This is a genomic window from Streptomyces sp. (genome assembly GCF_035563135.1).
GTDB lineage: Bacteria > Actinomycetota > Actinomycetes > Streptomycetales > Streptomycetaceae > Streptomyces.
In genome coordinates, this window is sequence record NZ_DATMVN010000782.1 from 1 (window position 1) to 11,747 (window position 11,747).

The 11,747-nt window shown below is 71.2% G+C and carries 13 protein-coding genes and 2 pseudogenes; 4 read left to right on the forward strand and 11 right to left on the reverse strand.

The annotated features are described in order from the left end of the window. From VN520_RS34740 to VN520_RS34750, 3 genes are all read right to left on the reverse strand, one after another. Positions 1-1,100, reverse strand: a 1,100-nt coding sequence (locus VN520_RS34740) for an N-6 DNA methylase (RefSeq protein ID WP_325750936.1), incomplete at its 3' end; no start/stop codon positions are given. 60 nt (positions 1,101-1,160) lie between these two features. After that, complete coding sequence (locus VN520_RS34745) at positions 1,161-1,838, reverse strand: hypothetical protein (protein WP_325750937.1); 678 nt, start codon at positions 1,836-1,838, stop codon at positions 1,161-1,163. A 368-nt stretch (positions 1,839-2,206) separates the two neighbouring features. Next, complete coding sequence (locus tag VN520_RS34750; RefSeq protein WP_203181672.1) at positions 2,207-2,779, reverse strand: FABP family protein; 573 nt, start codon at positions 2,777-2,779, stop codon at positions 2,207-2,209. A gap of 342 nt (positions 2,780-3,121) precedes the next feature. Here VN520_RS34750 and VN520_RS34755 point away from each other — a divergent pair, with 342 nt between their 5' ends. Beyond that, positions 3,122-3,484, forward strand: coding sequence for a DsrE family protein (locus tag VN520_RS34755; RefSeq protein WP_325750938.1), 363 nt, complete (start codon positions 3,122-3,124; stop codon positions 3,482-3,484). Positions 3,485-3,711: 227 nt separating this feature from the next. Here VN520_RS34755 and VN520_RS39765 read toward each other — a convergent pair. The 8 genes and pseudogenes from VN520_RS39765 to VN520_RS34790 all read right to left on the reverse strand — a co-directional run. After that, positions 3,712-3,906 (reverse strand): annotated as a pseudogene (locus VN520_RS39765) (DUF3099 domain-containing protein); the annotation flags it as partial. A gap of 121 nt (positions 3,907-4,027) precedes the next feature. Next, on the reverse strand, positions 4,028-4,315 hold the full coding sequence (locus VN520_RS34765; RefSeq protein WP_014154938.1) for a DUF1416 domain-containing protein: 288 nt from the start codon (positions 4,313-4,315) through the stop codon (positions 4,028-4,030). 69 nt (positions 4,316-4,384) lie between these two features. Beyond that, positions 4,385-5,224: a sulfurtransferase gene (locus tag VN520_RS34770; protein WP_325750940.1), complete on the reverse strand. Its 840-nt coding sequence runs from the start codon at positions 5,222-5,224 to the stop codon at positions 4,385-4,387. Positions 5,225-5,375: 151 nt separating this feature from the next. Next, a complete protein-coding gene (locus VN520_RS39770) occupies positions 5,376-5,456 on the reverse strand; it encodes a putative leader peptide (protein WP_350310325.1) in 81 nt (26 codons plus the stop codon). A 248-nt stretch (positions 5,457-5,704) separates the two neighbouring features. Continuing rightward, positions 5,705-6,400 (reverse strand): DUF2993 domain-containing protein, encoded by a 696-nt coding sequence (locus tag VN520_RS34775; protein ID WP_325750941.1) that lies wholly within the window; start codon positions 6,398-6,400, stop codon positions 5,705-5,707. A gap of 152 nt (positions 6,401-6,552) precedes the next feature. Continuing rightward, positions 6,553-7,944, reverse strand: coding sequence for a hypothetical protein (locus tag VN520_RS34780; RefSeq protein ID WP_325750942.1), 1,392 nt, complete (start codon positions 7,942-7,944; stop codon positions 6,553-6,555). Positions 7,945-7,954: 10 nt separating this feature from the next. Then, positions 7,955-8,209, reverse strand: a complete 255-nt coding sequence (locus tag VN520_RS34785; protein WP_325750943.1) for a MoaD/ThiS family protein — start codon at positions 8,207-8,209, stop codon at positions 7,955-7,957. 23 nt (positions 8,210-8,232) lie between these two features. Next, positions 8,233-9,204, reverse strand: coding sequence for an alpha/beta hydrolase (locus VN520_RS34790; RefSeq protein WP_325750944.1), 972 nt, complete (start codon positions 9,202-9,204; stop codon positions 8,233-8,235). Positions 9,205-9,501: 297 nt separating this feature from the next. Between VN520_RS34790 and VN520_RS34795 the strand changes: the two genes are divergently transcribed. From VN520_RS34795 to VN520_RS34805, 3 genes and pseudogenes are all read left to right on the forward strand, one after another. Beyond that, the gene (locus tag VN520_RS34795) at positions 9,502-10,305 is read left to right on the forward strand and encodes a response regulator transcription factor (RefSeq protein ID WP_325750945.1); all 804 of its coding nucleotides are present in this window, start codon (positions 9,502-9,504) and stop codon (positions 10,303-10,305) included. Positions 10,306-10,329: 24 nt separating this feature from the next. Further along, a complete protein-coding gene (locus VN520_RS34800; protein WP_325750946.1) occupies positions 10,330-11,373 on the forward strand; it encodes a LacI family DNA-binding transcriptional regulator in 1,044 nt (347 codons plus the stop codon). A gap of 94 nt (positions 11,374-11,467) precedes the next feature. After that, positions 11,468-11,747, forward strand: a pseudogene (locus VN520_RS34805) (serine protease); the annotation flags it as partial.

Sequence of the window (11,747 nt, forward strand, 5' to 3'; positions counted from 1 at the left end):
TACTGGAGCCAGTCGTAGTTGGCGTTGTGGAGTGGCGGATCACCGTATCTCCAGTGCGGGACGGACCCCCCGGAGCCGCTGCTGAGTCTGGCATTGAACGGCGGGTTCACCAGGACACGGTCGAACCGCGCCCCCGGGCCGCTGCCACGATCCTCCGGCCCCGGCCCCGGCCCCGGCTCCGGCTCCGGGCGCAGGTCCGCCGGCTGGCCCCGCTGCGCCAAGTTCATCCCTGCCAGTTCGCTCTGCAGGGCTCCTGCCCCGGCCCCGCTCACGGACAGCCGCAGCGGCGTGGAGACGGTGGCTCGCACAGCGTCGACGGAGGCGGCCAGCATCTCCCCGCCCCGGCAGTAGGGGTCGTGCAGCCGCATGAGCGTGCCCTCGCCGGAGGGCGGTTCGCCCATCAGCATCCCGGCCACCGCGCGGGCCACCGCCGGCGGGGTCGGCAGCTCCCCAGCGGTCCCGCCAGCCACCTCTCCGTAAGCGGCCAGCAGCAGGTCGAAGGCGCTCGCCCCGGCCTCGAACCCGGACGTGGTGGGTTTCTCCGGCTCTCCGGTGTCCAGAGCCCCGACGACTCCGGCGAGCATGTGCGGCGGGCACCTCTCCAGCAGCCGGGAGACCAGATCCGACAGCTGGTGACGCCCGTTCTCCCGAAGGAACTCCCGCACAGCCAAGGCCGCGCGGTCCGGCCGGCCCACGCAGGCGCGCCATGTCTCCGGACGCAGTTGCCGCAGATGGATGAGGGCCATCAGGAGCAGCAGGTAGTGGTCGAGCGGGACGTGGTCACCGAAGTGCTGCGGGTCCCCCACCAGAGCGCGGACCGCCGCGAGGAACTCCGTTGCGGTGTCCTCCGGCCGGAAACGATCACCATAGGTCGCCCCGGCCCCCTCCCCCGCCAGGCGCGCGTTCGCGGGGATCACCCTGCCGTCCAGCCAGGTCTGCACCTCGGCTTCCGAGAACAACTCCACGCCCTCGTCGCTCCGTGACACGACACCGGGGAAGTCGGCGTGACGGCGCTGCCAGTTGCTGACGACCGGCCGTCGGACCGCCGTGCGGCGGGCGATGTCCGCACGCGTGACCACACGTCCGGGGGTGGGCACCATGAGGTCCTCCAGAGGGGTCGAGGATGATCCGGGAGCGGCCGGATGCCGTCGGTCCGGGGCTCAGAACCGGGGCGGGCGGCTTCCGTCACAGGTTGCCCCGCGGTGACGCAGCACAGCGGCAAACCGGTCCATCGTCCGCACCTCCCGGACGAGATCGTGGCTCAGGTAACCGAGAAGACGGTAGATCTTGGCATGGTCCGCCGCGAGGTGCCGCTTGTGCACCGGCTCATGGTGCATCACCCGGTTGCGCAGGAGCACCAAGGACCACAGCGCGTCGTACAGGGCGTCACGGCGCCCCGCGTAGTGGGGGAACGCCTTGTGGGTCACGGGCACCCAGAACTTACGGTCGTAGCCGGAACCGCCGCTGAGCAGGGCGGCCCAGAAGCCGAAGGACAGTTCCGCCACCACGTCATCCGCCTCCACCGAGCGCCGTCCGGATCCCTGCCGGCCCGCGCACTTGGAACGGGCCTTCGCCACGAGCCGCAGGCCCTGCGCGTTGAGGGGTGCCGCCTCCCACCAGTCCGCCCTCCCGTAGTGATCGGTCAGCGTCCCGTGCAAGGCGTTGCGGAGAGCGAGTTCCAGACAGTGCAGCGGCCCGTAGAGGGCCGCGCAGACCTCGACGTTCCACCAGTACAGCCGGCCTGCCTGCGAGACGTCGCCGTCGCACGCGTCCAGATACGGCTCCATTCTGGGCTGCGAGAACGTCCGCTCCATCCAGTCCGGCCACGCGTCCGCCATGATTCCCCCCTGTTCCCGGCCCCTGCCGTGATGATGACGGCGCACCTCTGGACGGCGTCGGCACCCACCGTGGTAGCGTGGGATACGAACGCTTCGGGTCCGCCTCTGCACGCATGCCGCCCGAAGCACGGCTTACGGAACCCCCAGTCGCGCGCAATGCGACTGGGGGTTTCGCGTGTCCCGAACCGGCCGGACCACGCGATGGCCTCCGCTGCGGCTCTTACCGTAGCGAGCCCACACACCACACGTAAGCGCATTGCAGTGCACGGCGATCTGTTAACCCCCTCGCTCCGGGTGGGCATCGTCCGAGCCGTACGTCCGGAGCATGCGAAAGCCCGGCACCGGGGTGGTGCCGGGGCTGCGCGGGTCTACTTGAAGAACGCGATGCCGTCGTCCGGCATGTCCCCGAGGCTCTTCGCCATCGCGGCGACCTCCTCCGGGGTGACGACCTTCTTGAGGTGCGCCGACATGTACGGCCGCAGCTCCACATCGGGGGTGGCCTTCTCGCCGACCCACATCAGGTCGCTGTTCACATAGCCGTAGAGGCGCTTGCCACCGCTGTACGGGCCGGAGGCGGCGGTGCGGGCCACCGCGTCGGTGACGATGTCGATCTGCGGCTTCTGCTTCGCCAGCTCGCCGTACCAGACCTCGACGATGCCCTGGTCGCGGACCATGACGATCTCGACCTTGCGGTCCTTGTCGATGCGCCAGTAGCCGGACTCGGACTCCAGCGGCTTGACCTGCTTGCCCTCGGCGTCCAGCACCCAGGAGTGCGAGACGTACTCGAGGAAGTCGCGGCCGTCGTGGCTGAAGGTCACTTCCTGGCCGAAGTTGCACTTCTCGGCGCCGGGGAAGTCGGAGACGCCCGCACCCGCCCAGTTGCCGAGGAGGAAGGCCAGCGGCACGAGGTCCGGGTGGAGGTCGGACGGAATCTCGATCATGAGCGGCTCAGACGATCTGTGAGGGTGTACGGGAGGTGTTCGGCGAGGGTCAGCGCTGGCCCTGGTACAGCTTCTTCACGGTCACTGCGGCGAAGGCGAGCACGCCGACGCAGACCAGGACCAGCAGGGCGGAGAAGAAAACCTCAAGCACAAGAGCTCCTCGGGACGAACGACGTGACGGCAGCGGACGGCCGGGCCCCCAGCCTAATGGGTGGGGGCCCGGCACGGCGGCCCGGGGCTTTCCCTGGGGCGCGGCAGGTTCAGCCCAGGAGCTGGTTCTGCGGGGCCACGGCCCGGTGGGGCACAGGGGAGGCTGTCCGGCCGGGGATTACAGTTCGGTACATGCCGAAGAAGCTCGTGATCAAGGTGACCGCCGGAGCCGACGCCCCCGAGCGCTGCTCGCAGGCCTTCACCGTGGCGGCCGTGGCCGTCGCCAGCGGGGTCGAGGTCTCCCTGTGGCTGACCGGCGAGTCCTCCTGGTTCGCCCTGCCGGGACGCGCCGCCGAATTCGACCTGCCGCACGCCGCGCCGTTGCCCGATCTGATCGACTCGATCCTGGCGGGCGGTGGGATCACGCTCTGCACCCAGTGCGCGGCGCGTCGCGACATCACGGAGAAGGACGTCCTGGAGGGCGTGCGGATCGCCGGCGCCCAGGTGTTCGTGCAGGAGGCCATGACGGACGGCACCCAGGCCCTCGTCTACTGATCCGGGGACCCGGCCGGCTACCGGCGGCGGTTCCTGCCGTCGAGCTCGTCCCACCACGCGTCCGACGTCGGGTCGCCCGTGGGTTTCTCCCGGGGTGAGCGGGGCGGGGGGTCCTGCCGGTGCCGGGGACTCCGCTGCTGCCGGGCGCCCTGTTGGTACCGGGAGTCCTGTGGGTACCGGGAGTCCTGGGGCTGCCGGGGCTCCCCGGGCCCGGCGCCCGGAGAGGCCTCGTCCCACCAACGGTCCTCGGGACCCCGGCGGTTGGCGACGACCGCCGCGACGGGCGGTATGACCATGGCGAGAACACACATCGCCACCGCCGCCGGGACGGACCACAGGCGCACGAAGGCCCAGGCGGAGACGAAGAGGAAGAGGCATCCGCCCATCATCAGGAAATAGGCGCGCCTGCGCCGGGCGTACATGTCTCCAGCGTAGGACCCGTCGGCGCGGAAGCGCACGCGGACGGCACGAAGGGCCGCACCCCTGTCCAGGTGGCGTCCAACCCCCTGGGGTGCGGCCCTCCGGCCGGTCCGTGTGCGTGAACTACACGGCGATGGCGACCTCGGCGAGACCGCCGGTCTGCGCCACGACCGTACGGTCGGCGGTGCCGCCCGGAACCAGGGCGCGGAGCGTCCAGGTGCCCTCGGCCGCGTAGAAGCGGAACTGTCCGGTCGCCGAGGTCGGGACCTCTGCGGTGAACTCACCGGTCGAGTCCAGGAGACGGACGTAGCCGGTGACGGGCTCGCCGTCGCGGGTCACGCTGCCCTGGATGGTCGTCTCGCCCGGCTTGATCGTCGAAGCGTCGGGGCCGCCGGCCTGTGCTCCACACATGGTGTTCTGTCCTTCGGGTCGGGGTCCTGCTGATCGGGTCCTGCGAAATGGCGTGTCGGAGCCGAGTGGTTACTTGTTGGCGCCGAGCTCGATCGGCACGCCCACGAGGGAGCCGTACTCGGTCCACGAACCGTCGTAGTTCTTGACGTTCTCCTGGCCGAGCAGCTCATGCAGCACGAACCAGGTGAGCGCGGAGCGCTCACCGATGCGGCAGTACGCGATGGTGTCCTTGGACAGGTCCACCTGCTCGTTCTCGTAGAGCGCCTTGAGTTCGTCGTCCGACTTGAACGTGCCGTCGTCGTTGGCGTTCTTCGACCACGGGATGTTGCGGGCGCTCGGCACGTGGCCGGGGCGCTGCGACTGCTCCTGCGGGAGGTGCGCCGGGGCGAGCAGCTTGCCGCTGAACTCGTCGGGCGACCGCACGTCGACGAGGTTCTGGCTGCCGATGGCGGCCACGACGTCGTCGCGGTAGGCGCGGATCGACTCGTCCTGGGCCTTGGCCTTGTACTGGGTGGCCGGGCGCGTCGGGACGGCGTCGGTCAGGTCGCGGGAGTCGAGCTCCCACTTCTTGCGGCCGCCGTCGAGCAGCTTCACGTTCTCGTGGCCGTACAGCTTGAAGTACCAGTAGGCGTACGAGGCGAACCAGTTGTTGTTGCCGCCGTAGAGGACGACCAGCGTGTCGTTGCCGATGCCCTTCTCGGACAGGAGCTTCTCGAAGCCGGCCTGGTCGACGAAGTCACGGCGGACCGGGTCCTGGAGGTCCTTGGTCCAGTCGATCCGGATCGCGTTCCTGATGTGGTTCTTCTCGTACGCCGAGGTGTCCTCGTCGACCTCGACGATGGCGACCTGGGGGTCGTCGATGTGGGCCTCGACCCAGTCGGCGTCGACCAGAACGTCTGCGCGGCTCATGTGTTTCTCCTCCGGGGCAGTCTGCGGCGGGGTGGTGCGCGGTGCGGTGTGCGGGATGTACGCGCAGGTGCTCGGCGCGGAACGCGTACGGAAGGCACGGGTTCGGCCCTGATGTCATCGAAGGGCCGGGGGAAACGGGAGAGGGTCCCGCTCAGAAGGTGCGACAGAGCATGGCGGCGACGCGGCACAGGTCTACTGCCCGCCGCTTCGTGAGGTCCGCCTGTCGCTTCATGCGTCCGATCGTAGGGAGGTACGGGCGGAGATGTCACCGTCGTATCGGATGATGAGACACGATCGTCCGTGATGCGAGACGAGTGAGCGGCCGGAACCCTCGGCCGCCCGGGACGCGCAGGGCTTCGCCCGAGGTTCATCTGCGGAGCGGACACACCCGTCTCAGCATCTGGATCGCCCGTCCGGTCCGCCCCCGGAAGGCCCTACCCCGGCTGCCCGGGGGTCATCCGTGGCCGCACAGCCGCGTCGTCATCCCGCCAGCCGGATGCCGGCGCCCGTCATCGATATCTCCAGGCCGCCCGGCGCCACCTCGATCTTCTGGAGCTTCAGGCCGTCGGGCAGCCCGCCGATCACGCGCTCGAAGTCGGTCTTCTTCCTGACCAGGTCCTCCAGGCCGGGGATGCCTTCGCCCGGGACCTCGTCGGCGTGCACCTTGACGGTGTCCCCGTCCACCAGGGTGACGGTGGAGAGCACGCTGCGCGTGACGGTCTGCTCCAGCAGCGGGATCCGGACGGAACCGGTGACCTTGACCTTCCCGTCGCCGCCGTAGGCGACGGTGACACCCTCGTCGGCGGCCTCGGTGAGAGCCGCGTACGGGATGACGGCCGTCCCGGTGGCCCGGGAGGCCGTCGCACTGGTGTAACCGGCGCCCAGCGTCACCTGCCGGAGCTGGGCCCGGATCTCGCTGATGCGTATCTCCCGCCCGGCCGCGCTGGCGCGGATGTCCTCGACCGTGACGTCGACCCGGTCGAACTCCGACCCGGCGACCTGCGTCAGGAAGGGGAAGCCCTTGATCGAGACCTCGGTCGACCCGGCTTCGGCGCCGCCGAAAGTCACCCGCTGCTCGGCCTCCGACTCCGCGAAATACACGGCGGCGCGGTCCACGGCGACGAAGACGCCGCCCAGCACCACGGCGATGATCAGCAGTGTTCGCAGTGCTCGCATGCCTGTTGTTCTCCCACTCGGACCGGCCGGACCCTGACGCGTGAGCCTACTGCCGCTGTGCGGCGCGCTCGGAGTGACCGACGAGTGGGAGGCCCGGCCGGTTCCCCGGAACAGGGGAACCGGGTGAAAGGACGTCAGGAACGTCCGTGGTGTCAGGCGAGCGCACGGCCGATCAGATAGACGGCGGGAGCCGCGGCCGTGAGCGGCAGCGCCACCCCTGCCGTCATGTGCACGAAGCGGGACGGGTAGTCGTAGCTCGCGACACGCAGTCCGATCAGCGCGCAGCCGCCGGCCGCGAACCCGAGGAACGCGGCCTGCGCGCCGAAGTCCGTGAGACCTCCGGCAGCCAGGCCCGCACCCGCCGACGCGAGCAGCGCCACGACGACCGACACCGGTCCGGGCAGCGGCAGGGCCCTGACGAGCGTGGCCACGGCGACCGCGATGCCGCCCACCGTCACCGCGTCCGGGACGGCCGCCAGGTGTCCGGCGGCCAGCACTGCGAGCGCGGCCGAGGCGACAGTGGCCGTCAGGCCGTACATCCGTTCATCGGCTCCGGCGTGGCTGCGCAGCTGGAGGACGAGGGTGAGCAGCACCCAGACGCCGAGCGTGCCGAGGATGGCCGCCGGGGCGTTGCTCCGGCCCGCCACGAGCAGCACGGCGTCGGCGACGACACCGCCGGCGAACGCGAGTGCGATGCCCTGCCTGGCCGGCCACATGCCGTTGAGCCGGAACCACCCGGCGGCCGTCACCGCCTGGAGCAGCACCAGAGGCACGAGCAGGGCGTAGGGCCCGACCGCCGCACCGAGGGCGAGGAGCAGCCCGAGTCCCGCGGTGATCGCGGCGGGCTGCATCCCCGGCGCGATGATCGGCGAACGCCCCTCGGCGCGGGCCCGCTGGGCGTCGGTGATCCGGCTGTTGCCCAGGGTGGTGGGCGCGCTGTAGTCGGAGCCGGCGAAGGCCGCCGACGGAGCCGACGGTACGGACGGAGCCGGCGGAGCGGGCGGTACTGCGGCCGGGGCCTCGGGCGGCAGCGGGTGGGCGCCCGGGGCCCCGCCCTGCCCGGTGGCGGGCGCGGCGCGGTGCTGCGGCTGGATCGCGGGCTGGTACCGGGTGTCCCAGGTCTGTCCCTGCCAGGTCTGGGCCTCGCCCTGACCGCCGGGAGCCCCGGGCCCGCCCTGCTCCGGGTACGCGGCGGGTTCCGGGTATCCGGCGGGTTCCGGGTACGCGACAGGCTCCGGGTGCACGGCGGGTGGCTGCTGCGCGTACGGCTGCTGTCCGTATACGGGCTGCGCGGGCCGCTGCCCGTACGCCGGCTGCTGGTCCTGCGGCCCGACCGCCGGGTCGTAGGGCTGCTGCGGCCCGTACGGCGGCTGCTGCTGATCCCGCTGCTGCCCGTACGCCGGCTGCTCGTGCTGCTGCCCGTACACCGGGCCGTAAGGCTGCTGACCGTGTTCCGGGCCGTAGGGCTGCTGACCGTGCGCCGGGTCGTAGGGCTGCTGCCCGTGCGCCGGGTCGTACGGATACTGCTGATCGGTGTTGCTCATGGTCTGCGGTTCACCCTCCTGCGAACGGCGGGAGCACCTCGACCGTGCCGCCCTCAGCAAGCCGTACGGTCTCATGACCGCGGGTCCCCACGGGATTCCCGTCGATCAGGAACGAACATCGGAGCAGTACCCGCGCCAGCTCACCGGGGTGCCGCTCGCGCGCCCCGTCGAGCGCCTCGGCGAGCGTCTCCGCCGTGTACGGCTCCTCCGCGGTCCCCGCTGCGGCCTTGGCCGCGGCCCAGTAGCGGATCGTCCCCGCTGCCATGGCGGCACCCCTTTCGTCGTACGTCAGCTGTCCATCATGGAGCACACCGGCTCCGTCCAGTCGGCGATGCGGGCCAGCAGCCCCTCGTCCGCCGCGTTCTCCGCGTGGCCCATGCCGCGTTCCAGCCAGAGCTCCGCTCCGTCCGGCGCGGCCCCTGCCAGCATCCGCGGGTGGTCGACGGGGAAGTACGGGTCACGGTCGCCGTGCACGATCAGCAGGGGCACGGTGATCAGCGGGACGGCCTCCACCGGCGGGAGCGGCACGGGATTCCAGTCCTCGCGGTGGATCCGGGTGCGGAAGCCGTAGCGGCCGACGAGCCGGCCCGTGGGGCGGGTGACGACCCAGTGGAGGCGGCGCATCGGGGCCGTGCCCCGGTAGTACCAGCGGGCCGGTGCGCTCACGGAGACGACCGCGTCCGTATGGGCCTCCATCGACGCCTTCACGCGCCCCCCTGAATGCGCCCCCGCGCGCCCCTCGTGCGCCCTACGCGCCTCAATGCGCTGTACCGCCCGTTCGGCCTCCACCGCCCCGGATTTTCCGGCCGGGGATTCCCCGGCTCCCGGCGCCGTATACAGAGCGGCGTGCCGGAGCACCACGGAACCGCCCATCGAGAAGCCGACCGTGACGACCCGACGGTGTCCCAGCGACCGCGCCCAGGCGACCGCGGCCGCCAGGTCCAGCACCTCGCGGTCGCCCACGGTGGAGCGTCCGCCGGACCTTCCGTGCCCCCGGAAGGAGAACGTGATCACGGCCGTACGCCGGGCGAACACCGCAGCGGCCCGCAGCAGCGCCGGCCGGTCGGCCGCGCCGGTGAACCCGTGCGCGAGGACCACGGCCGTCTCCCCGGACGCGCCGGCCCCGGCACCCGCCGTACACGGGGTGTACACCGCCTCGATACGGACCCCGTCACCGGTCAGCAACGTGGCGCGACGGGGTACGGGCGTGATCGAGGGAACAGAAGAACTCAGGAAACGCCCCTCGGACACAGAACTCATGTGGGCTATTGTGCTGCGAAGAGGATCCGGGCAAAGCAGCCCCCGGGTCCTTTTGTGCTTTCCGAGCGTTGTTACAGCGACGTTTCCACAAGCTCAGCGGTCCCCGGGCGCGGGACCGCGCAGTGAGAACCGTATGACGGCCGTCGCGGGTGACGGCCGTACGGGTAGTACGAAGCAGTGCCGCATCTCCCCCGGGTCCGACCCGGGAGTGCCCCTCTCGCAGGGAACGAGGAGGACCGACGTAATGGGCGAGCTGACCGTGCACGATCGACCGACGACCCGGACAGGTGGGCGGCGATGAGTTCACTGCTGCTTTTGACAAATGCCCTTCAACCGTCGACGGAGGTGCTTCCCGCCCTCGGTCTTCTGCTGCACAGCGTGCGGGTCGCTCCCGCCGAGGGTCCCGCGCTCGTCGACACCCCTGGTGCCGACGTCATCCTCATCGACGGCCGACGCGACCTGCCCCAGGTGCGCTCGCTCTGCCAACTGCTGCGGTCCACCGGACCCGGCTGCCCGCTGGTCCTCGTCGTCACGGAGGGCGGCCTCGCGGCCGTCACCGCCGACTGGGGCATCGACGACGTCCTGCTGGACACCGCCGGGCCCGCCGAGGTCGAGGCCCGGCTGCGGCTGGCCACCGGCCGCCAGCAGATCACCGCCGACGACTCCCCCATGGAGATCCGCAACGGCGACCTGTCGGTCGACGAGGCGACGTACAGCGCCAAGCTCAAGGGCCGGGTCCTCGACCTGACCTTCAAGGAATTCGAACTGCTCAAGTACCTCGCGCAGCACCCGGGCCGGGTCTTCACCCGCGCCCAGCTGCTCCAGGAGGTCTGGGGCTACGACTACTTCGGCGGCACCCGCACGGTCGACGTCCACGTGCGGCGGCTGCGGGCCAAGCTCGGCCCCGAGCACGAGTCGCTGATCGGCACCGTACGCAACGTCGGCTACCGCTTCGTCACCCCCGAGAAGACGGACCGGTCCTCGGAGGAGGCCAAGGTCAAGGCGGCGTCGAAGACCGTGCGGAGTGACCTCCCCCGTTCGGAGCAGTCCACCGATGCCGAGATCCCGGAAGAAGCCCCGGTCCGGCCTGCCAAGCGGTAGGTCGATCCGCGTAGACTGCCGCGCGTGGCCAAGGTGACGCGGGACGATGTGGCGAGACTGGCGGGGACCTCGACAGCGGTCGTCAGCTACGTCATCAACAACGGACCCAGGCCGGTCGCCCCGGCCACGCGCGAACGGGTGCTCGCCGCCATCAAGGAGCTGGGCTACCGGCCCGACCGGGTCGCCCAGGCCATGGCCTCACGGCGCACCGACCTCATAGGGATGATCGTTCCGGACGCCCGGCAGCCGTTCTTCGCCGAGATGGCGCACGCGGTCGAACAGGCGGCGGCCGAGCGCGGGAAGATGGTGCTCGTCGGCAACTCCGACTACCGCGACGAGCGCGAGGTCCACTATCTGCGGGCCTTCCTCGGCATGCGGGTCTCCGGGCTGATCCTGGTCAGCCAGGGCCCGAGCGAGCGCGCGGCGGCGGAGATAGAGGCTTGGGACGCCCGTGTCGTCCTGCTGCACGAACGCCCCGAGGCGATCGACGACGTCGCGGTCGTCACCGACGACGTCGGCGGTGCCCAGCTCGCCACCCGCCACCTCCTGGAGCACGGCAACGCCTACGTGGCGTGCCTCGGCGGCATGGAGTCGACCCCGGTGGTCGGCGACCCGGTCGCCGACCACATCGAGGGCTGGCGCCGGGCGATGCAGGAAGCCGGCCGGCCGACGGAGGGCCGCCTCTTCCACGCCCCGTACAACCGCTACGACGCCTACCAGGTGGCCCTGAAGCTGCTCTCCGGCCCCGACAGGCCCCCGGCGATCTTCTGTTCGACGGACGACCAGGCCATCGGCGTGCTCCGGGCCGCGCGCGAGCTGCGGATCGACGTACCGGGGGAGCTCGCGGTCGCGGGTTTCGACGACGTGAAGGAGGCGGGGCTGACCGATCCGCCGCTCACGACGGTCTCCTCGGACCGCCCGGCGATGGCGCGGGCGGCCGTGGACCTGGTGCTCGACGACTCGCTGCGGGTCTCGGGATCGCGGCGCGAGCGGCTGAAGCAGTTCCCGTCCGCGCTGGTGGTGCGGCAATCGTGCGGCTGCGGCGAACCGACGGTGACCGCGCCGTAGCAGAGCGCCTCCTCATTCAGGACATACGAGGTTCTGCCGGGCTTCTCAGGACGTACTCAGGCTGCTCTCATGTTCGCTGGCCACTCTCGTGGACATGACCGACAGCCACCGCCCGAGCGGCGAGACCCCGATGCCCCCCTCGCACGACAACGGTTCGCACGACAGTGCCTCGTACGGTGCGTACGGCACGGGTTCGTACGCCGACGGCGCCGCGTACGGCGGTGGCGAGGCGGCCTACCCGCCGCCGCCTGCCTACGGGCCCGGGCCGCGGACCGCCGAAGTCCCCGTCACCGCCTACGCCTGGCCCGCCCCGGCGCCCCAGCCCCTCCCGGCTGACGACGCCCCGAAGCCCGGGCGCCGGGTCAAGCGGCCGC